The organism is Ruminiclostridium herbifermentans (assembly GCF_005473905.2).
Lineage (GTDB): Bacteria > Bacillota > Clostridia > Acetivibrionales > DSM-1351 > Ruminiclostridium > Ruminiclostridium herbifermentans.
The window spans coordinates 3,998,442-4,021,801 of record NZ_CP061336.1; the positions used below are offsets into that span (position 1 = coordinate 3,998,442).

20 protein-coding genes and 2 pseudogenes are annotated in these 23,360 nt (G+C 33.9%); 2 read left to right on the forward strand and 20 right to left on the reverse strand.

Annotated features, from left to right (window positions below):
- Positions 1 to 32: 32 nt before the first annotated feature.
- The 3 genes from EHE19_RS16255 to EHE19_RS16265 all read right to left on the reverse strand — a co-directional run bounded on the left by EHE19_RS16255 (position 33) and on the right by EHE19_RS16265 (position 830).
- On the reverse strand, positions 33 to 194 hold the full coding sequence (locus EHE19_RS16255; RefSeq protein WP_161496465.1) for a hypothetical protein: 162 nt from the start codon (positions 192 to 194) through the stop codon (positions 33 to 35).
- Positions 195 to 369: 175 nt separating this feature from the next.
- Entirely contained in the window at positions 370 to 543 is a 174-nt protein-coding gene (locus tag EHE19_RS16260) for a hypothetical protein (protein WP_170045781.1), read from the reverse strand.
- Between the two features lie 71 nt (positions 544 to 614).
- Positions 615 to 830: a hypothetical protein gene (locus EHE19_RS16265; RefSeq protein WP_244648263.1), complete on the reverse strand. Its 216-nt coding sequence runs from the start codon at positions 828 to 830 to the stop codon at positions 615 to 617.
- A gap of 179 nt (positions 831 to 1,009) precedes the next feature.
- On the opposite strand from EHE19_RS16265, the gene istA reads away from it, so the two are divergent.
- Positions 1,010 to 2,302: an IS21 family transposase gene (istA, locus tag EHE19_RS16270; RefSeq protein WP_190530322.1), complete on the forward strand. Its 1,293-nt coding sequence runs from the start codon at positions 1,010 to 1,012 to the stop codon at positions 2,300 to 2,302.
- On the forward strand, positions 2,295 to 3,047 hold the full coding sequence (istB, locus tag EHE19_RS16275) for an IS21-like element helper ATPase IstB (protein WP_190530324.1): 753 nt from the start codon (positions 2,295 to 2,297) through the stop codon (positions 3,045 to 3,047). The genes istA and istB overlap by 8 nt, the downstream gene beginning before the upstream one ends.
- A 50-nt stretch (positions 3,048 to 3,097) precedes the next feature.
- On the opposite strand, the pseudogene EHE19_RS16280 reads toward istB, so the two are convergent.
- The 17 genes and pseudogenes from EHE19_RS16280 to EHE19_RS16355 all read right to left on the reverse strand — a co-directional run.
- Positions 3,098 to 3,736: pseudogene (locus EHE19_RS16280) on the reverse strand (ParB/RepB/Spo0J family partition protein); the annotation flags it as partial.
- Positions 3,687 to 4,511 carry a ParA family protein gene (locus EHE19_RS16285; RefSeq protein ID WP_103080931.1) on the reverse strand — a complete coding sequence of 275 codons (825 nt, stop codon included), beginning with the start codon at positions 4,509 to 4,511 and terminating at the stop codon, positions 3,687 to 3,689. The pseudogene EHE19_RS16280 and the gene EHE19_RS16285, both read right to left, overlap by 50 nt.
- A gap of 148 nt (positions 4,512 to 4,659) precedes the next feature.
- Complete coding sequence (locus EHE19_RS16290) at positions 4,660 to 7,143, reverse strand: HD domain-containing protein (RefSeq protein ID WP_103080930.1); 2,484 nt, start codon at positions 7,141 to 7,143, stop codon at positions 4,660 to 4,662.
- Between the two features lie 423 nt (positions 7,144 to 7,566).
- Positions 7,567 to 9,126 (reverse strand): ATP-binding protein, encoded by a 1,560-nt coding sequence (locus EHE19_RS16300; protein WP_244648264.1) that lies wholly within the window; start codon positions 9,124 to 9,126, stop codon positions 7,567 to 7,569.
- A 306-nt stretch (positions 9,127 to 9,432) separates the two neighbouring features.
- Complete coding sequence (locus tag EHE19_RS19630) at positions 9,433 to 9,615, reverse strand: hypothetical protein (protein ID WP_103080928.1); 183 nt, start codon at positions 9,613 to 9,615, stop codon at positions 9,433 to 9,435.
- A gap of 477 nt (positions 9,616 to 10,092) precedes the next feature.
- Positions 10,093 to 11,757 carry an ABC transporter ATP-binding protein gene (locus EHE19_RS16305; RefSeq protein ID WP_137699194.1) on the reverse strand — a complete coding sequence of 555 codons (1,665 nt, stop codon included), beginning with the start codon at positions 11,755 to 11,757 and terminating at the stop codon, positions 10,093 to 10,095.
- Positions 11,758 to 11,841: 84 nt separating this feature from the next.
- Complete coding sequence (locus EHE19_RS16310) at positions 11,842 to 12,549, reverse strand: hypothetical protein (protein WP_137699195.1); 708 nt, start codon at positions 12,547 to 12,549, stop codon at positions 11,842 to 11,844.
- A 12-nt stretch (positions 12,550 to 12,561) separates the two neighbouring features.
- Positions 12,562 to 13,287: an ABC-2 transporter permease gene (locus EHE19_RS16315; protein WP_137699196.1), complete on the reverse strand. Its 726-nt coding sequence runs from the start codon at positions 13,285 to 13,287 to the stop codon at positions 12,562 to 12,564.
- Positions 13,280 to 14,140: pseudogene (locus EHE19_RS16320) on the reverse strand (ABC transporter ATP-binding protein); the annotation flags it as partial. The gene EHE19_RS16315 and the pseudogene EHE19_RS16320, both read right to left, overlap by 8 nt.
- Positions 14,141 to 14,307: 167 nt before the next feature.
- Positions 14,308 to 15,549 (reverse strand): S8 family peptidase, encoded by a 1,242-nt coding sequence (locus EHE19_RS16325; RefSeq protein ID WP_137699198.1) that lies wholly within the window; start codon positions 15,547 to 15,549, stop codon positions 14,308 to 14,310.
- A 40-nt stretch (positions 15,550 to 15,589) separates the two neighbouring features.
- Positions 15,590 to 17,038 carry a radical SAM/SPASM domain-containing protein gene (locus EHE19_RS16330; protein ID WP_137699199.1) on the reverse strand — a complete coding sequence of 483 codons (1,449 nt, stop codon included), beginning with the start codon at positions 17,036 to 17,038 and terminating at the stop codon, positions 15,590 to 15,592.
- A gap of 294 nt (positions 17,039 to 17,332) precedes the next feature.
- Entirely contained in the window at positions 17,333 to 17,461 is a 129-nt protein-coding gene (locus tag EHE19_RS20005; RefSeq protein WP_280513952.1) for a hypothetical protein, read from the reverse strand.
- Positions 17,462 to 17,532: 71 nt separating this feature from the next.
- Positions 17,533 to 18,801: a B12-binding domain-containing radical SAM protein gene (locus EHE19_RS16335; protein ID WP_137699200.1), complete on the reverse strand. Its 1,269-nt coding sequence runs from the start codon at positions 18,799 to 18,801 to the stop codon at positions 17,533 to 17,535.
- A 1,074-nt stretch (positions 18,802 to 19,875) separates the two neighbouring features.
- Positions 19,876 to 20,187 carry a resolvase gene (locus EHE19_RS16340; RefSeq protein ID WP_244648265.1) on the reverse strand — a complete coding sequence of 104 codons (312 nt, stop codon included), beginning with the start codon at positions 20,185 to 20,187 and terminating at the stop codon, positions 19,876 to 19,878.
- Between the two features lie 231 nt (positions 20,188 to 20,418).
- A complete protein-coding gene (locus EHE19_RS16345) occupies positions 20,419 to 22,083 on the reverse strand; it encodes a recombinase family protein (RefSeq protein WP_342343350.1) in 1,665 nt (554 codons plus the stop codon).
- Complete coding sequence (locus EHE19_RS16350; protein ID WP_137699202.1) at positions 21,989 to 22,996, reverse strand: recombinase family protein; 1,008 nt, start codon at positions 22,994 to 22,996, stop codon at positions 21,989 to 21,991. The genes EHE19_RS16345 and EHE19_RS16350 overlap by 95 nt, the downstream gene beginning before the upstream one ends.
- Complete coding sequence (locus EHE19_RS16355) at positions 22,993 to 23,343, reverse strand: hypothetical protein (RefSeq protein WP_190530364.1); 351 nt, start codon at positions 23,341 to 23,343, stop codon at positions 22,993 to 22,995. The genes EHE19_RS16350 and EHE19_RS16355 overlap by 4 nt, the downstream gene beginning before the upstream one ends.
- Positions 23,344 to 23,360 lie beyond the last annotated feature (17 nt).

Here is a 23,360-nt window from a genome sequence, read left to right on the forward strand (position 1 = left end):
TCCTCCTTTCATTAGTTTTTTAGGGTAATATATTATTTTACCTGCCGAAAAAGAGAGTAGGTTGCTGTTTCTGCTTCCTGTTTTTTCCCATCCGGCTTTTCATCATCGATATTTTTATTCATTTTTGCGTTGCTATGGATGCACCAAATCAGGGTACGGAATACCCTGGGCTTTTTCTTTTTCGTTTGTTTCATAAAGGCTCCTTCCTGTATGTATTTGATATATTACCTGCCGAAAGACATAGATATTTCTTTTTCGGCTGGTAATTTATTGGGGGAGGGGTGTGGGGAGGGGGAAGCTGCAAAGCAAACGCCAAACCGGCTTTTATCAAAAAGGCACACTACCCCCTTGGTGTAAAATGTTTGGTACTTAATCATCAAATATATCGCACTTATCCTTGCTGCACTTATTACAGGACTCATCAAAATACTTACAGTTCCTGCAATCCCGTTCTTTCATCGTTTTGATGACTCTTCGGTTATATCCCGGTTTTTGCTGCATCATGCGCTCATATTCCCGTAACTGCCCTTCTGTAAAGAACATAAAAGTCCCTCCTTTCAAAAAGGGCATAAAAAAACGGCCTCCCTTGTTTGCATAATGGCCGCGTCCTATTTTTATCTTTCCTGTTCCCTTTGCCTTTTTTTGTACCAGCTCTCAAGTAATTGGACAATCAAATCTTCCTTTTGCTTTTCGGTAAAGTTTTTAGGGAAAAATCGGTCTATACGCTCACGCTGAATGTGGAACTTTTCTTTTTGGTTAGGCTTTTCCTCAGTAAGGATGGAAAATATGACATCAATATTCAGTCTGCCGTCCTGGCTTAGTCTCTTCATTCTCTGCGCTTGTGAGAGTGATGGAGTACAGTCCTCTGATTGCATGGTCTTATATAGGTCTTGCTGTTCATTTTCGGACAGGTAAGAGATTTTATAAAGTTATAATTAATAATGTACAAATAATATTAAATAAAAATGTACAAATGGTATGATTACAGGGTACAAAAGGAGGTACCCTAATGATTATCAAAAGTAGTATCATAACAGATTTAAATATTCAAACTGTCAAGGATCTTTATAAGTTAAAACCATTTATGGAGGATACAACATTGAAAGTTAATAAAAGCCAGATCGCAAGGGAACTTGATGTCGATAGGCGTACAGTTGATAAATACATTAATGGCTTTCATAAGGCCAAATCCAGAGAATGCGTGAATTGTATCACTGCTTACTATGACATTATTGCAGAGCTTCTATCTGATAACAGCCAGCAGATATTTTATTACAGAAGAGTTTTATGGCAATACCTAGTAGACAATCATTCTTATGAAGGGTCTTATGTGAATTTCTGCTACTATCTAAGAAAATATCCTGAACTAGACTCATATTTCAAAAAAAGCAGACCTTCAAACGCAAATAACGTAACCATACGTTATGAAACAGGAATGGGTCAACAAGCACAACTAGACTGGAAAGAGTCTATACGATTTACTCTTTCAACAGGTGAAATAATAGAAGTAAACATATTTGTATTATTGCTGTCATATTCACGTTTTAGAGTGTACAGGGTATCTCTATCAAAAACACAGGATATATTATTTTCATTCCTTGATGATGCGTTTAACACGTTTGGAGGTGTTCCAAGTGTGATTGTCACCGATAATATGAAAACAGTTATGGATGAGCCAAGAACAGAGTATACAGAAGGGAAAATAAATATAAAATTTAAGCAGTTTGCGGATGATTATGGTTTTAAGGTGCACCCTTGTATTGCAGGAAGACCAAGAACAAAAGCCAAAGTAGAAGCACCAATGAAACTACTTGATGAGATAAGAGCCTACAATGGAAAACTTGATTACAAGGAACTTAATGAGTTGGTCACACGAATAAATAACAGAGTAAACATGCAGGTAAATCAAGGTACAGGTCGTATTCCATTAATGTATTTCAACAAGGAAAAAGCTTTCTTAGGAAGCTTACCAGCCTATACCATAAGAAAGCCTTATCAAATAACTCCACATAAAGTAAAAGTTAATTCATCCAGCATGTTCAACCATAATGGATGCCAGTATTCTGTACCACCAGAATACGTTGGAAAAACTCTTACTTTACAAGTGTATGATGGTTACATACATGTTTATTATAACATAGAATTAATAACTATCCATACCCTTAGTAAAAAGAAACTTAATTACCTTAATGAACACTATACTGCTATAGCAAGAAAATCGCATGCATTTAAGGAAGAAAATATAAATGAGCGGGCAAAAGAAAACTTACAGGTTATAGGAGAAGTATACAGTTATGAATAACAGTACATACAAACAGTTATGCAGGAATATGGAGATTCTTGGCCTTGGGCAAATGGTAATTCATCTTGATGAAATATCTAATTTTGTGACATCCAACAATCTTTCGTTTACAGAAGGACTACTGAGACTTAGTAATTACGAAGTTGATTTTAAGGAGGCCAAAGCATCTAGATCTATGATTAAAGCAGCAGCATTTCCTTTTGTAAAGGAATTGAAAGATTATGATTTCAATTTTCAGCCGTCAGTAAATCAGCAAGAAATACAAGAACTTTGCACGCTTGGTTTTCTTGAAAGAAATGAGAATATAGTATTTCTTGGTCCAAGTGGTGTTGGAAAGACTCATCTGGCAACATCAATAGGAATAGCTGCAGCAAAGAAACGTACTAGCACATATTTTATCAAATGTCATGATTTATTGCAGCAACTAAAGAAAGCAAAACTGGAAAACAGACTTGATGTAAGACTCAGACACTTCTGCCATTACAGACTACTTATCATTGATGAACTTGGCTACTTACCCATTGATAAAGAAGATTCTAATATGTTTTTTCAGCTTATAGATATGAGATATGAGAGAAAAAGTACCATTCTTACAACAAACATGAATTTCAACGAATGGGATGGTGTATTCTATGACGCAGTTGTAGCCAATGCAATACTTGACAGGGTATTGCACCATGCACATGTAATATCTATATCTGGAAAGTCATACAGATTAAAGGATCATATGAAGCAAGGAGAATAGTTGTACATAATTATTTAATACTTTTTATACATTTTTCCTTGACAGTTTATAATTTCAACCGCTGGGTTAAATGCTATTCGTTTATCGTCCACCATTTCAAGAATGGAGGGAAGCAGGTAAGTCAGTCGGATATACCGGAAGATCTGATTTTTACTTTCACCTATTTGCTCAGCCAAAACTTCACTTGATCTCTTTCTGTCTAACTTGTTCCCAATTTGGGAACAAGTTAAATCCGTCCGCTGACCCTGCCTGTTCATAGCTTCCAGCTTCATCTTATATGCAAAAGCTTTTTCGCTCGGAAGAATGTTTTCCCTTTGCAGATTGCTGTCAACCATGATAATTGTCGCCTCATCATCATCCAGATTCCGGACAATACATGGCATGGTTTCACGGCCTGCAAGCTCACTTGCCTTTTTGCGCCGGTGTCCGGCTACCATTTCATAGCCGCCGTCTGCTTTTGGCCGCACAAGACCGGGAACCAAAACGCCATATTGCTTTACGCTATCAGCCATCTCCAGCATAGCTTCATCTGCCTTTACCTTAAAAGGATGATTAGGAAAATCACTGATTTCTGACAGAGGAATATCCAGTACCTTTTCACGTTGACTATCTACGCGGCTTTCCTCCGTGGAAAACAGGTCATCTACTGATGTCAGTTTTATGCTGTCTCTTGGGTTGCTCTTTGCCAATGTCCTGCACCTCCTTTGTAAAGGCCTGATAGGCTTTAGCAGCAATACCATGTGGATCATGCATATAAATGCTTTTCCCCTCGGCACTTGTTTCAGCAGCCCGGATTGATAAGGGAATTTCCGTTTGGAATACTCGTAGCTTGTCGCCGTAGTCCCGTCGTAAAATAAAGGAAATGTCCTTTGCAAAGTTGGTACGATTATCTACCATTGTGAGTAGAACACCGTCGATGGTCAGTTTAGGATTGATTTGCCGCCTTACCCTGGCAATAGTCTGCAGTAACTGTGTCATTCCTTTGGCTGGCAGGTAATGAGCCTGTACCGGAATAATCACGCTGTCTGCAGCGGCAAGAGCATTGATTGTCAACATACCCAAACTCGGCATACAATCAATCAGCACATAATCATATTTGTCTTTTACCGTATTGATATATGTACGCAGTACCGTTTCACGACTCATGGTGTTAACCAGTGAAACCTCAATGGCAGACAGTTCTATATTGCCCGGCATAAGATCCACACCTTCCGCATGATGAAGGATGCCTTCATCTGCGTTGTACGGTTCCTCCATCATGATTTTAGTAAGGATAGTGGCCAATGAAACGGGCAGATTGTCTGGTTCCTGGTAACCCAGTGAATCCGTCAGATTACCCTGCGCGTCAGCGTCTACCAGGAGCACCTTCTTACCTTGTGCAGCAAGACCGATGCCAAGATTAACTGTTGTGGTCGTTTTGCCTGTGCCACCCTTCTGATTAGCAAGGGCGATTACTTTTGACACTTAAAACTCCTCCTTTCACGCAAAAAGCCGCTTGCTTTATTTGAAATAAAACAAACGGCATATATATGAAAAAAAGAATACAGACAAAAGCTGCATCCTCTTTTCATTACATTAAATGATAGAGTTATTCATAATAAAAATATAAGCATCATTTTTTAAGCAAACTATTATCCTCTGGGTAGCACGTAAAAATAAATTTTTTTAACAGCTCCTTTTCCTCGATATCTAAATTTCCGTTTTCATAAATCCACATATGCATTGCTTTCCCTATCGCATATGAAAGTTCTTTGCCTTGCTGCTCACTAATATTGTTTCTTGACACATTAGGAATTATTTTCTTATTTGTAACATTTACAACTAGCCCCTTTAATTCTATTCCTTCAACCAGAAAGGGAATTTTGATCCTAGCGCCTGAAATTAAAACATTCTTAATGTATATAAAGTCCGTATAATTAAACCAGTACATACCCTTAAATCCGATATCCGTATTGTAAGGAAGAATTTTATCGCCAGTACCGTGAATAACCTTCTTTTCTTCTAAAAAAGTATATGTTGGAGCGTTACTGGAATGTCCAACCTGCCTTCTAAAGTCTGATAAAGTGTAATTCCCAACGATACGATCATAGCCATTGTCGATTAGCACAGAATCGTTATATAATGCTGTATTGGCTGCTATAATGTTTGCATTTTCATAATTGATTTTACCCAAAGCGGCATCAAAGTCTTCTAAAACGTCATATGCTTTTTCGAAATCATCTTCTTCAGATGACGCTATTATAGGTAGACGTAAAAACTTAATTGTACCATCTTTGATATATTCTTTTAATAAGACAGGAGAGCTTACATCTTGCTCTGGCAAGATCTCATTTCTGGCTTCATGATATATAAAACTTTCATCAGCATATATATCAGAGAAATTTTTCCAGTATGTAATGCCTTTATAATTGAAGTTTAAAGCCACTTGAATTCCATCAAAATACTTATCTAGTCTTATGCTTTCAGGATATATTGAGCCAAATTGCTGAAGTTCTATAACTTTAGGAGTTGTTTTCCCGTCTTTTGAGCTTATTAAACTTATGGGAATTTGGCAATCAATAAAATTTTTCTTTATAAAAACTTCTACATTATCTTGACTATTCCCAAAGACGGAAATAAATTGATCATAATCAAGAATTATTTCCGTTCCCTGCGAACGTGGTACATCTTCATACGTCAAGCAAATATATTCACTACTTTTTTCAAATTCAATTTTGTTAGCTCTATTTTCACCATAATATTTTGTAATAACATTTACTTTATCTGACAGCATAAAGCATGCTAAAAACCCTATTCCATAATTTCCAATAGGCGTATATTTATTTCCTTTAAACAAGTAATCATCTGAAACATAATAAGAAACGCCTACATTTAAGAAATACTTTTTCAAAATATCAACTGACATTCCTCGGCCATTATCAAATATAATTACTTGTTTTCTATCCTGATCTAAAATGATATTGATAAAAGGTTGGTATGGACTGTACTTAAATTCATCTTTGTTGTTTGCCTCCTCTTGCATAACCATACAAGCGTCTATGGAGTTTTGAATTAATTCCCGTAATCCATATTTTTTATCTCCATAGATATTTTCACCCATTAGCAAACTTGTAACGGCTTTATAATCAAGAGAGAGCTTGAAATCAGAAAAGTTAAATCCCTTTGTCCTTATCTTGTTATGTACCATCGTGCTTATGGATAAAAGATACCTTTTATCTCGAAAGGTTTCCGAGTAATCAACAGCTCTTTTTAATTCATCATTTATTGAATCAAAATACTTAAGGAGCTTTCTATGTATACTGGGATTTGAACTCTCGCCATAAAATTCTATGTTTTTTCTTCCGGTTTTTGGATTAACAGCGATCTTGTCTTTATTCTCAATAACAAAATGCTGCTTCCATTCTAAATCACCATAATCCTTTGGACTCAAATATTGATATAAATAAAGAGGCGCTCTTTCTTCATCTATATCCAAATAATCAGCTATTCTGAGGAGTAAAGCAATATATTGAGAATTCAACGTCCAATTGCCTTTCATTTGGTCAAGAGATAGATTACTTGTGATCCACTCAAAGTTTTCATTGTGTGCTGCACATATTTTTGCTACATCATCTTTAAAAGAAATGTTAGTATAGCCTGGCACAATGAAACATTCGTTATCCATCTTCATAATGTGATTATATGATCTCATACCATGAATAGGACGGATACATTCCTGTAACGCTACAGTTTCATCCCTATATTTCTGTAGAACTAATGAGTATTTTCTTTCTGTGATGTCTCCCTGCTCTTTTTTGATGTAATCAATTTCTTGTTCACTAACAACCATTCCAATATCATGGAGTAACGCTGAATAAAGCATAACGACTAGTTCCAAATCGCTAAGTTGATCCGGATAGTCACATAAATCATACATATAGTCTGCTACATTTAGAGAATGTAAAATATCATGTCCAGTATAGTTTGAAAAGACACGATTGATCTTGGGTAAGAAATTTACTGCGTAATCGTATATTTTAATGACTTTATCTAAAAAAGAGCTATTCCTACTTAAAAGTAAAGAATATGCTTTCGTATCTTTAATTGTCTTAGTCATAAGATTTTCCTTTCTTGTGTATATCCAGAATAGCGATACTCTTACTCATATACGTTCATTTTTACTTTAATACACGTGCATATACGAAATTAAATATCATTGTTTTTAATCTTTTTATATCTACTATCTTGGGGCTTTCTTAAATCTTTAGGTATTGCCCAACTACTTCCAAAGCGAATAACTCCTTGAATTTTATTTTGTGCACATAATACCTGACATGGCGTACAGTAACCCCCCAGTTTACCGATGCTTCTTTAACTGTAATATATTCAATTACTACATTCTCCCCCATAGGAATTATTTGGCACAAGCTAATTATATATCGCTTTTGCGAATAATAAAAGACATTATAACTGCTATAGAATATAAAAAAGGAAATGTCAGATACAATCAACACTCCCATAACATTATCAAACTCTTGTTCTAACCTATACTGCATTGCAATGTTTGAATAAATTCTCTCATAAGGCATATAGAATCTCTTAGCTGTTCAAAGGTATATCGAGGATTATGTTTATTTTCAGGGTGATGGATCTGGTGTCTAATATATTCGGTCAGAATTATCTGCTCTTCTTTTGTACTACCGTTTCGGAGAATCTTTATATACCTCATTGTAGGTTTTCCTGCTTTATAGGCTTCTAGTTGCCCTTCGGCCTCAATAAAGCCATAAAGCTCATTATGATATTCTTCCGTAACTTCAGAAAATGCCAGAAAATTTACTTCATTTAGGGAGGGATAAGGTAATTGACCTGGTAAAACAGTTTCAACTGTTTTCGATCCGCAATTAGCTGAGATTAAGCGTAGGTTCTCAAAATTTAGTTCCTTTACTAAGCTTGCACTATGGGTCGTTATAATTACTTGTGTGTTAGGAGATTCTGCAAGCGTTAAGAAAGCTCTGATCAATGCTTTTTGGTGTTCAGTGTGTTGTGATGTCTCTGGTTCCTCAATCGCATAAATAATGCTTGTACTATTTCTATCTTCTTTTCTCCGTTCTGCTTCCGCTCTGAAGAAATTTAGAAGAATTAGCCGTTTGACACCACTTCCCCTTTTATTAATTGGAATCCCCTCATCACCTGAAATAGAAACGTTTTTAAAGACATCTCCCCACTTAAGGCTTTCAACAGATGGGATTACAGGGTTCAAACTATTAGCTACATCAGGGTTCATCTCTCGTAACTTTTCAAGCGTTCTGTCAGACACTTCTTTAAGCTTAGTTTCTACTTCACAAGCAATTTCACTGAGTGTTTGTCTTAACACGTCGTTGTTCAAGATTTGCTTAACTGCTTCCTTAAGTGGATCCTGTACCTCGCTATCACCATCGCTATTTTTCCTATCTGACTGAAACAAAGTGTAAACTGGCAAATAGCTTTGAAGTTTCTCCCAAATGGATTTTGTATCGCCTTTTGTAACATCAAGTTCTATTTCAGCTAATTGCAAATCTTGATTGTGATGATTCCAAATGGCTGCTCGCATAACAGCTTTTCTGTTTCTATCAAGGCACTGTATTTGCTGCTGATCAATGATTGTCCTAAGCTCTGTATCAGTTTTTTGAAGTAAATCTTTACATTGTGGATTGGTCGGGTGATATGCCCTTACATATACCTTTTCCTTACCAGCATTGGGGTATTTTTTAATAATCTCAAGCTGATTGCTTGAATTAACTAAATACTCATCATGTAGTGTTGTTTCATTGGTAGCGTCAATAATGATATTAGTCGGAAGCTCTTCAAAACAAACAGTAATGCATATTTCGGAATCACCTTCTGAAACGGCTTGTTTATTAATATCATCTTTATCTATCTTGACAACCCCTTTGCCTTCATTAAAAAAAATATCCAGTGCTTCTAAAATACTTGATTTCCCAATATCATTCTTTCCTACAAAAGCAGTTAAGTCACAGAAATCTATAGACACTTCATCTTTGTAACTTCTAAAATTTTTTAGTTTAACTGTTTTAATCTTCAATAAAATCTCTCCTCTCATTAAATTCTTTTCATCTTTCAGAGGAATAGTTTTCCATATCATTAGTATATTAGAAAAGGAAAATAAACACAATTAGTTTGTAGAAAATTCTGTTAATTCAAAAATAATTGTCAATTCAAGTAAAGTAAATACAATCTTATTCTAAGTAAATATTATTTTTCTACTGGTTTTTAATACTGTTTTCTGCTTACTGATATTACAAATTTTATCGATAAAAAAGAGAACGCCGTCCAGCCGACATTCTCTTCATTATTACCCATTCTCAAATTACCCCACACTGCGTAATATATACCATGTCTAAACACTCTACTCAATCCACTGCATAAACATGTCTACACACTCGAGGTCTAGCACTACAGAAACATCAATTTTATTTTTCAAAACCTTATTTCTGAAATCATCACCATCCGTTGTAAACGTAGTGAATTTCACAAAGTGCTGAAAACTCAGGATTTCTAAGTATCTTTCCTTTGCATTCCTATTACGCACTCCACATGCCTTGAGTAGACAAAAATGATGTCGTAAAGACCTATTGGTTCCTTGGCGGAGGGGTATTATTCCCTAAAATTAGGTTATAATGATCCGCTTTTCGAATCTTAACCTCCGCTCTTTATGATTAGAAGTATATCATTTCTGTCAGACACTTTGAAGTGCTGCTACAACTTTACCAGTAAGTAAAAATTGTGCGCAATAAAACTTTCAAACATGTTGTGGTTCGAGAGCTTTATTCTGAACAATTGTATAAATTAAATCACTTGTCAATCAATCAATTATGTATTAGAATACAAACCTTTCTATTCTGGTATAATAAGAAAGAAAACATCAGATTACAGCTATTACTATCAGTTCAGTAAGTAAAATCAGTAGTTTAACAATTATTTGCTGTAATTGCTCTCGATTGTTGGTTATGCCCTGTGAAAATTTAGTTTTTTCTTTTCTGCTACTGTAATATTATCACAAGAATATTTACAAACTTAATTCTGGGATACCCTCAATATTTTTTATCTCAATGATTTTATTTAGGAATTCCATTCCATTGGTTTGATGTGAGATTATAATTAAAATACCATCAAATTCTTTCTCTTTTAAAATCCCAATGATAAGATTACTAGTTTCGATATCAACATTTGATATCGGTTCATCAAGAATAATAATATCCTTTTTTGAAAGGAGCGCACGAAGAAAAGCAATGATCTGAGCTTGTCCTCCGGATACACCTGAAGTGTTTTGATTAATTTCTGTATCAAGTCCTTTAGACAGTCTATTGATATAGTCCTGTAATCCTAAGCTTTCAATTAGATTTTGTATATCCTGTAAACTTTTATCTTCATGTCCATATAAAATATTACTGAGAACTGTCCCTCGGAATAAAAAAATATTTTGCGAAACGACCCCAACTCTCTCTCTCAAGCTTTTAGGGTTTATCTTTGTTGAATCTTGATCATTTAAAAGTATAACTCCTGATGTTGGCTGATATAGTCCAAGTAATAGCTTAACCAGAGTTGTTTTACCAGAACCATTCTCACCTTTCAATAATACTTTGTCACCTTTAACTAATTTAAAATTAATTTTGCTAAACACATCTGGCAAGTTATTTTTATAACGGAAACCTACCTGATTAAATTCAATAGATGTAATAGAATCTAGGCTGCTACTTTTTTCATAATTCTCATCCTTCATATCTAAAAGTTCATATAGTCGTTCAATACTAAGGCAAGCTGGCTTTATACTTGTGCCAAACATTGCAATACTCTGTGTACATGCAAATACTTTGGCACTATATAGAGAAAACGAGGTATAAAGTCCTACTGTAAACTGCCCATTTATTATCAATAGACCAGAAATCAACAGAATCAAAAGAATTCCTACATTATTAATCAGTCTAATATTTTCAACTACTAGAATCATTGACTTATTTTGTTTTACACTTCTATAAACCAGCTCGGTAATTTTAGCATTGAATTTAGAAATATGTTGCTTCTTTCCATTCAATACTTTTATATCCTCAATACCGTTCATTATTTCAAAACACTCAGCATTCAAAACCGCATTAGACTCCATCATATCTCTAGTGTTTTTTGTAAATTGTTTTGTAGAAACCTTTGCAGAAATGAAAAAAAATGGTGCTAGAGTAACAACCATAATCGCAAGTTTATAATTTATGACAAACATAGTGATGGTTGCAAACAATGCACTTATAATGCTTAGAAACATATTGACAACTGTAGGGGAAAAGATGCTACCAATTGAAGAGCATTCAGAAATTCTTTCTTGAACATAACCTTTCTCTGTACTTGAGAGATAGCTCATAGGTAAATCCATAACCTTATCCATTACTGAGTACCGCATATTATTAACAACAGAATTATTTATTTTAACGAAAAGTTTTTTTGAAGCTAATGACACAACATAATCTAACAAATAAAGTGCAAATATAATACCAGAGTATATATATAAATTAACATAACTCTTATTTCCCAATAAAGCCTCGTCAAGTAAATTACCTGTCAAATATGGTATCGGAGATGAAATTAAAGAACTAAATGTAACCCCAAGAATTCCGAATAAAAGAATCAACCGATAATTTTTTAAAAACGGACAAAGTTTTAATAGACTTTTCCATTTTCCCACTAAAATCAAATCCTTTCGATGTTATGTATAGCGTTAAACTAAGTTACACTAAAAAAGAAGAAACTTACTTTATATTCTATGGTTCTATTTTGAAAATCTCTCGTACAGAACTCGTTCTGAGTTAAATCTATATTTAAGATAAAAGAAAACCGCAATATTAAGAATTATGCAAGATACTACAATTATTACTTGTAAATATAAAATGTGAATCTCTTTATTTGTAGTAAAAGCAAATAATATAAAAACAGCTAAAGATGGCAAAAGTGAACTTAAACTTGCCGTTCTGTTGTTCTTTGCAGTCATTGTCATCACTCCTATGATATTAGATAATATACCAGTAAAAAAGGGTATAACAAATAATGTCTGGATAATAACCTGTAATAAAAGCCATTTTATATCAGTAACACTTTGATTTATAATATAGATGTAGGCAATTGCAATAGCTTGATCCACTAAACTGAGCAAAGTAGCTGTAATTACTAAAAAAAATGATTTCCCAAATATTATATCGGTCATCTTTATAGGTGTTGATAATAAAGGTACTAGTGTTCCCTGTACCCGTTCTATAAAGAATGTTTTTAAGGCAAAAGAAAAAATTGTTAAAACCATTGAATACATTGAAACTCTGAGAATGACTAAATTCACTGGTAGTTCGCCTAACGAATTATTAGAAATTATTGGTAATATAGCACTCAAAAGCAATATCAAAGCAATTTGCAGGCTGGCATTCCTTTTATCCATAAAGATTGATTCATTTAATTGTTTCAGCATAATCAGTTTTTTAAGATACATATACTTTTTCTCCTACCGACACCTCATTAAGATTTCCTCATTGCTTATTTTAGAAATTAAGATATTCGTTGTAATCAGAATTATTGCGCCAGTAATTAATAAAGTAACATTAATTCCAATAACCAAATAATTAGGACTTGTGTATTTAAGTATTATCGGTATACTTTTTGTTATACCATAAATCCCCCCAAAAATAAAAATATATCTAAACACATATAAATTTTGAACGTTTTTTATACTGAACATGAGTGTCCCATATAATCGAACAAAAGAAAAAGAAAAAAACGGTATAGAAACAAAGACTCCTACAAAGCCCATTATGGACGGAATTAAAAATAATGACTTGTATATGTATAAGGAAATCAACATTCCAGTAACCGCTGATATAGCCATAACATAAGAAAAGACAAAACTGGCTAGTGCTTTTCCAGTAATGATTTGTCCTATGTTTAGCGGGGTTGTAAAAAGTACTTCATAGCTTCCGCTGACTCTCTCTTCCAGAAAAAGTACTTCACAAAAAATTGATATAACAATAAAAGTGAGTGCAAGTAAGAAAACGGTTATAAGTGTATCAATCATAACTTGTTTCTTTCCTATGCTCAAAATTGGACTACCATCCGATAAAAGCCGAAGAAGAAATGTCGAAAAAGCAGTTGAGAATAATAAAATTAAAAATATTCGTCCCTTTCTAAACATATCTAGTGTATCTTTTTTCATAATTGCAAGGACTTCACTCATATTTTACTCCCTCTTTAGTTAGTTCAAAAAACACCGTTTCTAATGAGTCGTTGTTTATGTTTAGTAAATTATAACTAATTCCAGTTTCTTTTAATACTGTTATTACCTCGTTTTTATACTCTGGATTCTTCAAATTTATTCGTAGCCCAGTTTCTGTCTTTTGGGTTGATTCTATATACTGGGAAGATGATAATTTGGCTATTAATTTATCTAAAAGATTCTTTTCCTGAATTTCAATAATTAGATATCCATTTCTGTGAATAACATTTTCTACTGTATCTACAAGTGCTAATGCTCCCTTATTTAGTATTGCAACCCTATCACATACCTTTTCAACTTCAGAAAGATTGTGGGAATTTATTATTACAGTTTTTCCCACTTCTTTTAAGTTTATTAGCAAATTTCTTACCAGTAAGGTTCCCTCCGGATCTAGACCATTTGTAGGCTCATCAAGTATAACAATATCAGGATCATGAATAATAGCACGTGCTATTGCAAGCCTTCTTGACATACCTAGAGAAAATTCTGATACCCGTGAATGCTTTCGATCCTTTAGCCCTACATACTCGATCATTTGGTCAATTTTATCTTCTATGTTATTTATTCTGTAAATACGGGCATAAAATTCTAAGTTTGAATAAGCAGTAAGTCTAGGATAAAGACCATTTATATCAAGTACAACACCTATTTTCTTTCTTACTTCATTACCTAATGAATTTAACGGATTTCCATGGATAAATACAGAGCCACCAGAAGGTTTATATAAACCAAGTATAATTCTAAGCAACGTGGTTTTGCCTGCTCCGTTTGGCCCTAAAATACCCAATGCTTCTCCACTATATATAGTTAAATTTACATTATCTAAAATAAGTTTATCGTTTATCGTTTTAGATACTTCATCTACCCTAATTACCTCTTTCACACCGTATATTCCTTCCATACATTTATAGAAACCAATATTTTACTATATTATAGTTTATTCTGTTATGTAAGTCAATAATTACATTATAAACCACCTTTTTACTTTTTAATAACACTCAGTGATTCTAATATAATATTGTCTTTGTCTTTTATTCTCAAAAAATATTTTCCTTGTTGTAAGTGATTAAAATTCCATTTAATTATTCCATCTTTAGATAATATATTTAACTTCTTAACAATATTGACACCTTCTTTGGTATTCTGCCTGTTATATGGAAAAACAATCAGTTCAAACTCCTTATTTATTATATCCACTTTTTTTCCCTCAAGATTATACACTTCAGCAATAACAACATACTCTTCTGAATCCTTTTTATATGTTACTTGAAAAAAATACTGCTCATCATAATAATCAGAAACACTTGAATGGAAGTTTATAGCTGAATCAATAGCTTCTAAAAAATTAACTTTTTTAATCTTCATCGATTTTCCATCAGATAATATTGTTTCTTCATTTGATAAACTCTTCAGAATATTTTTTACCATGAATATATTCAATTTTGGATTAACAGACTTCATTAAAGTTATTAAAGCTGTTAAAATGGGTGTCGAGAATGAAGTTCCAAAAAAATTACCATTGAAAAAGGCGCTTTCCTTTTTTGCTTTACTTGAATCATTATTATTCATCTTATTTAATAATTGCTGCATTTGATTATAGTCTATTCCAGAGATATTTTTAAATAAATTTTCTTCTGGACAGCCGACATCAATATATTCATTAATATTGGCAAAATCTGAAATATTACCGCTAGGTTCTACAGAAGTGCATGCAATTACTGTATTTAATGAGGCCGGAAAAGTGTATTCATTTGTTATCAAGTTTCCAGAAGGAACTACAGTTATAATTCCGGATTTTGCTGCTTTATATAGTTGATGAGCGATCCGTGAATTAAAACATGTATTGCACAAATTAATTGCCAGTATATCAACATTCATTTCCAAAGCTCTGGAGATTCCCTCTTCTACTTTACTTACAAGTACTTGCGCATTATTGCTTGACTTGATTGAAATAATTTTAGGACCCACAGTATCGTCTAGATATGCATATTTTATAAAGATATTTGCGAAAGCTGTTCCATGCCCTAAAGAATCCATACATATATCATTATCGCATAAATTAACAATTTCAACATTTGCACCTTTGCTTAGTGCTTTTTCACTATCATAACCTGTATCAATATATGCCATTTTTAAGTTTTTAAGATTATTTTTATTTACTTTCATCCATGCTTCTTTTACATTCAAATAATCATATGGCCAAGAACTAAAATCATTAATCATTTATCACTAATTTCCTTCCATATAACAATTCTTAATACAATTATAACCCACAAGATTTATTAGCACATGAATTCGTATGGATATTTTTAATATAATCTAAAACATTGTTCTTCTCTGCCCAAGCGCACTGATTTTCTCCCTTATCTAATCTCTCCATGTTAGCTCCCATTGCTCGATGGATACACCCTTTACAGTAACTTACCCTTGTACATGAATCACATGATTTCTCCGTAGGCATTTCGATATTACGCAATTTCTTTACTATTTCCTTCTTCACTATATCTTCTATTCTTTCATCTCTGATGTTGCCAAAATTAATCATTTCTTCATCAATCATAACACAAGGTCTGACATTGCCATTCGGACCGATAACTATGCTTCTCCAGCCAACTCCGCAGTTTTTAGAATGTTCTAAAGTATTTTTTAATTTGCCTTCTTCGTAAAAATTTACAAAACCAGGATATTTTTCTGCGTATTTCCTAACATCTATTATCTTTAGAATTTCTTCATATGAAAATCCTATATTGTTAAGGTCGGCACCTCTTCCAAAGGGTAAGATAGAACTATACCCAAAGGTTAATACTTTAAGATCATTATGGGCAAAGTCTATAGTATCTTTTATATGGTCAATATTGTCTGATGTTATTGACATTGACACCCTCACACAATGATCATTCTTAGCCAATAGCCGAATCCCCTCACACGTTTTATTAAAAGCTCCTTTTATTCCTCTGAAACTGTCATGGTATTGCTCATCACAACTATCCAAGCTAATACTCCATAATAGCTTATCTTTGTATGGATTTAGTTTTTCAACCATCTCCTCATTAATATTCATTCCATTAGTAAGCACACCAAGAACATTCATTCTAGGATATGCATATTCAATAATTTCCGTAAAATTTTTATGTAAAGTACATTCCCCACCTGTAACTTCAACTACAAATGCACCCAAGTTGTTCATCTGGTCAATAACATCTTTAATTTCGTCTAATGAAAGTTCCTGTTTTTCATATTGTCCGTTTAATCTGTAACAATGTTTACACTTAAGATTACAACTATTAGTTGGCTCAAGTACAAAATGAGTTGGAAAATAGTGTTCCTTACTGCCTGTACTTACCAAATCAACTCTCTCTTTAGCTCTAGCTGGAAGAAATGATATATGCGAGTACTCGTTACTTGCATTATATAAAAATTTAGTTATCTTCTCCTCAAGTGAATTATCATTAATTCCATCCATATTTCTAATATTATCAACTATTTGCTGAGTCGTCCTTATTCCATCACACAATTCCAACAGTTTTATAGCATTAGAGTTAACAGTTATTGTGCTACTGTTATATAGACGTATCTTTGATTTATGATCCGGAGCTCTTGCACTTACACAAGTTTTATCTGGCCAAAAATGTAACCTGACTCCTTCATTAATTACTGGATACTGATTTTTTATTTCTTCATAATATTCCTTGTAGTTAATTTCGTTTTTCATATATTGAACACTCCTCTGATGAATATATTGAGTACTTGACAATTTTCTTTGTTTTTAGTAGTTTTCTTCGTCAGTTTGCCAAGGCAGGTACTATATCATTAATTTTAATATGGTTTGAGTTGCATAGGGTCTTATGTTACGGCAAACTATACAATTTATATTTAAGTAGCATGTTTGCCGTAGCAATATAAACCCTACAGGCTAACAAGTGTCAACTTCAACACTAAAGTTTTTGTTACAACAAGCCCCATAAGTTTAGCTATGTAGTATGTTGTCGTAACAATTTAGATAGCATTAACCTAGTTGAGCCAACATTAATGTTCCTGCTAGCTCAGCGTCAAGTCCTGGAAATGTAACGCAAACAGCACAATTTAAACAATCAGAACATGATGCTTCTACTTCCATGTACTCTGGTTCAAACATGTCAATCCCTCCTGTCTTTTATTATTATTATTGTATCAGTGACTTTAGCCACTGTTCGACCTCGTGATCAGTTATAGACAGCATAAATATCTTAATATTGCATTTGAATAAAACTCCTGTATATCCTTTGAACTAAGATTTTTTGTTTCCATAATTGAATTGGAGAAGGTGTACTCCTCCCAATTATCAGTTAAAATATTGATATTCAAAGAATCTCTGTTTTCATATAAAAAAGTACCTGGAAGTGGTGTAAGTATTGAAAATTTACACTTTACAAGACTTGAATTCATTTTATGGATTTTAATCGCAAACTCTATCGTTTTTTCAATAGTTTCTTTTGTATCATAAGGATATCCAATAATAAATGAACAAACAACAGAGATACCATACTTATTGAATATTTTTATAGCCCTTTCAATATCCTCAGTTGTTATATTTTTCTTTATGGCTTTTAGTACACCATCATCTCCAGACTCTGCACCTATCTGAACATATGTACAACCTGCTTTTGCCATTTCCATTGCTATTTCTTCATCTACTGTATTTGCTCTTGCCTGAGCGATCCAAGAAATTTTCAAATTTTCTGACGTTATATTTTTACATAAATCAATACAATGTTGTTTGTCAGCAGTAAATGTGTCATCTGCAAAAAGTATTTCTTTTATGCCATACCTAAAATAGAGTAATTTAATTTCACTTATAATATTATTGACTGTCCTACGTCTGTATTTGGTACCTGAAAGTGCGTTAGCCGCACAAAATATACACTGATATGGACACCCTCTTCCAGTTATAACAATACCCGGCTTATTATAGTTGTCTAACTTGTACAAATCCCATGCCGGAAAAGGTATTGAATCTAAATCATCAATAAGCGGTCTTTGAGAATTTTCAATAATGTTACCGTGGTCAGCATAAGTTATACCCAATATATTCTGTAAATCTTTATGCTGATGAATTGCATCCATCAATTCCAAAAATGTTATTTCACTTTCAAATCTACATACTATATCAACATACCCTTGCATTATTACATCCCTTGCAATAAAAGAAGCCTGTGGTCCTCCGACAACTACTGTTATTTCTGGTAAAGATTCTTTAATTTCCTTTGCCAACTTCATACCATTTACATGGCTTGCTATAAAGGAGCTTATACCTACAACAGGGCAGTTTTCATCTTTTATTGTCTGGATTATATCATCAAATGTCAGATTCTCGGGTCCCATATCTATTATGGATACCTCATACCCATTTTGTCTGAGTACTGATGCTAAATATCCCAAGCCCAAAGGCGGTGTTGCATATAATGAAGACTGTATAAATCGATTTTTTATATCCAAAGATGGTGGATTAATAAAAATTATGTCTTTCGTAAAAATTCCCCCTTGGCATACACATTTAAACCATTTATCAATAGCAAATTATAATTAATACTATACTTTTTTATTATGCCGTTTCCCAAAAAGCAAAGCATTTGTTTTCTAGAATTTACGACTGATAGCGTTATATTAGACTAAAATACTAATACCTAATACTATTTATTTACACAAACTGTATTAAATGTATTATTTATGTCATTATGCATAAGTTTATATGTATTACATACAATTGTCAATTTCTAGTATTTTCCCATAATCGGCTTATACTTTAGTTATGTTGCAAAATTTAATATTTTTTTCAATTATTGTTACTAAAAATATAAGAATTTCTGTGGAAATATGTATTTTATGTCGATGTGTTTTTGTTTGTATACATAATGCCCACTGAAAATCAAGCAAAGTATTATAGTATGTAAGTCAAAGCCAGATGAACGAAATCAAAAACTTACAATTCAAGGATGATTTTATGTTATAATTTCAGTGAAATCAGAAAGCATATAGGCTTTATATGGACACTGAAACCCGTTGATTAAGAAAAGAATGACATAACCATAAATCCCATCTCAGTTTGAGTATTCGCAAGATACAGAACTGTCACACGAAGTAAAGCAAACCTTTATCAGAAAGCTTGATTAGAATTTTTCTATTTTGCAACTATTAATCCAATTTATTATTACTCGCCTTTTACTCTTGGTAGTGTCAATGTTCTATGCTGTCACTGGAAAAATATAGTCAGTGAGCATTCCTTGAAAACCTTTTTTATAAACATCGGCTATCCAAGATTCCCATTTCCTATCAAACTTCTCAATTTATTATTCACGTTCTGTCAGTTACATATATAAAACCTCAACCTCTGCAGTTACAATAAGCATAATATTAATATTATGACATATAAGCTTTCTTTTACCAAAAAGTAAACTATTTGATTTTCCCAAACAGTATTTTAATTATCAATCTTGAAAGTAATGATGAAATTGTTAACGTTCCTCAATTGAATGAAATTAACAACGCCCTCAACCAATTGAGCTTTTACAATTACAACATCCGAAACTCAGCCTGCATTACTGCATCTTCTTCTGAATGCCATAATGCCTCCATTTCTTCTCTGGTTGCAATGGGGAAGTCCTTTGGTTCTTTCTCTCCCTGCTGTATAGGCAATAAATGAGAAATAATATCTCTGCACAGTTTCTGATTCGGACAGGTCATTATAAACCCACCATATATAGATTCACAAATCAGCCTGTCACACATATCTGTCATAATAATCTTATCTGCAGTATAAGCATTCTTTCCGATAAAGTTTGCAATGTTCTCTGCAGTCATTGGAAACATATAATCAGTGTGCATTCAATTATCTTCTTTTTTATATACACAGGCATATCCTAGATTTCCTTCTTGCTGTAATTCATATAATTCTTCTGTTGTCATCTTCTCACTCCAATTTCTATTCATAATGATTTAAAAACAGTTTCTGTAAGCAAAAGTGTTTGCTGCTAAACAGAGAAAAACCGTAGCTGCTGTACTGGCAGTTACGGTAATGGTGATTCATATTAAATTTTACATATTGCGCCTTTAGTTTTAATCCTCATAGCACTCTACTTCCTCCGTCATTACAATCCCTGAGTGAAACTGTATTTCTATTTTCATTCCTTTGGAGACTTTAATTGAGCTAATCAGCCTTTTCACAAGCTCTTGGTCGAAGTCTCGCACTTGTGGGTTTACCGTGGTTATGGCTTTGTCCAGTGCCTCCACTCTCTGTTGGTAGTTCTCTGCCTTTTTCTGTGCTTGTACATGCTGTATTTTTGCCTTTTTTAGTTCGTTTATCTGCTCTGATATGTGTTTATAGGCATTGTCAAAATCATCGCTTACAGCTCCTTGTTTTGCGTTATCTTCGATGAGCTTCAGCATCTGCTTTTGCAATTCCTCGATTTGGTCATCATATTCGGTTGCTATCCCTTGAGTGCTATAGTTTCCTATCACCCGGATAACATTCTCACGAAATGTTCCAATAAAGTCTCCGTTGTTTTCTACTACTTTGTTGATTGCTTTCATTATTGCATCATGGAGCTGCTCTTCCTTCAAGGTTGGGGAGTTTTTGCATTTGGAGCTTGTTCCACTTTTCAGCCTATCTTCGCACCGCCATACTGCTGTTTTCTGTCCGTATTTTGACCAAGTCTGCCTGCGATAAGCATGACCGCATTCTGCACATACCAGAAGTTCGGTCAGTACATATTTGGAGCTGTATTTGCTTTTTTCTTTTTTCACTTTGTTTGCTTTTCTGGTTACTGCGGCTTTATTAAGGCTTGCCCTCCTTGCTTTCTCCACCTGTACTTGATGGAATAACTCCTTCGGTATAATTGCCTCATGGTTATCTTCTATATAGTATTGCGGAGCATACCCATCATTTTTTACTTTTTTCTTTGTAAGAAAGTCTATGGTGTAGGTTTTTTGCATACAGGCATCTCCGCAAAATTTCTCATTGGAGAGCATTTTATCTATTGTTCCAGGGTGCCAGTATTCCAGTCCTGTTACTGTTTTGATTCTGTCTGCTTCTAGTCCCTTGGCTATCTGGATTATGCTTTTGCCCTCAAGATATTCTCTGAAAATTCGTTTCACTATAACGGCTTCTTCTGGAACTATTACAAGGTTTCCATCTTTGTCTTTGGTATACCCTAAAAATTTTGTATGATTGACGGATATGATTCCGTTTTCAAACCGTCTTGTTAATCCCCACCTCGTGTTTTCACTAATGTTCCTGCTTTCCTCCTGTGCTTGACTGCTCAGGATTGTGATAAGCAGCTCACCGCCGCTTTCCATTGTATTTACTCCCTCTTTTTCGAATATTACGGGGATATTCTTTTCTTTCAGCTTTCGGATGTATTGAAGGGCATCTACTGTATTTCTGGCAAATCTGCTGACTGACTTTGTCAGTAACAGATCTACCTTTCCGGCCATGCAGGCTTCTATCATTGCATTGAAATCATCACGCTTTTTTGTCTGGGTTGCGCTCTTGCCATCATCGGCAAATATTCCGGCACATTTCCAATTGGGATTGCTGTTTATTTTTTCTGTATAATATTCCACCTGTGCTTCATAGCTGCCTTCCTGCTGTTCAAGCAGGGTACTGACTCTGCAGTAGGCTGCTACCCTAAGCTTTTTCTGCTCTACTCTTACATGCCTGTCGTATTTTATTTGAGGCGGTATTATTGCTACTGTCTTTTTCGTCACTGCCATGCTTTTCATCCTTTCCACTGTTTTCTATACTCCTTGATATAATTGTTCCGTTTATATATTCCACATCTACTTTGGTATCTTGGTATACGGTAATTTGTTTGATAATGGCTTCAAACAGTTCTTCATCGAATTCGGTTATTTTTTCTATACCGGCTAATGCTTCTTTTATTTTCTCAGTATTGCTTTTATGATCATCTATCTTTAAGTCTTTATATATAAGCTCTGCCCGCTTGAAAACCAGTTCTGCAAGCTCAAGTGAGGAAAAGAGTTGTTCTTGTTCCAGTTCTTTTATTCGGTTTTCTGTCTGCCTGAGTTCAAGGGTCATTTTCAGTGGCTTCTTCTTAGGTACCTTTTCCAGTAGCCACTTCTTCTTTATTAGCTCATTTGTGGCAGCTATAAATATGTCCATTAGTTGGCTATCAGTATAAAATTGATTTTTGCAACAAACCTCATTTTGAAAAATATATTTTTTACATTTCCACTTTATTTTCTCTGATGGCTTTCCTGCATGTTCGATATATTTTCTATAAGGTTCACCGCATTCTCCACATCTGATTTTACCACTGAAAACTGTCTGGTTTCGCATGGCATAAATCTGCTGTGTTCTTCCAAGCTCAGCCTCTTTGGCTGTCCTTCTCTGCTGTGTCTTTGTAAATATATCTTTTTCTATGAGTTTGGGATAAAGGTTATCTCCTTGGTATTTGACATTTTGCAGTATTTTTCCGACTGATCCATGATTCCAATTTGGCTTTTTATTGGCATTGAGAACATTCATTGCAGTCAGCTCTTTTGCAATGGCAATCATTGATTTTCCATTGATGTAATCCATAAATATTCTTTTAATAATTTCAGCTTGTTCTTCCTGTATTTCTATATTGCCGTTTACCATTTTGTAGCCCATCGGCATATGCCTCTGCATCATGCTTTGCCACCACCCTTATCCGCATACTCGGTTAATTCCAGGTTATTAATCAGCCGGAAGGTTATTTCTCCGCTGTTCCCGATGAGTACCTTGCTTACTGTATGTAAAAATAGATTCTCATCATATGCATCCATTATTTCAGGATTATATTTTATAATCTCCAGAAGTCGTTCGGTTCCTGCTATTTCTGTTTCAAATCCGTTGTTATCAAGGAGACTGTTACGCTTTTTCTTTATTTCCTCGATTTCAACATTAAGCGCATTTTGCTTCTGTATAAAAACAGCAGAGTCCAAATATCCCTTTTGTACTACTTGACTAAGGATATGGCTCTGCTCCGTCAATTCCATGATTCGGTTATTTAAGT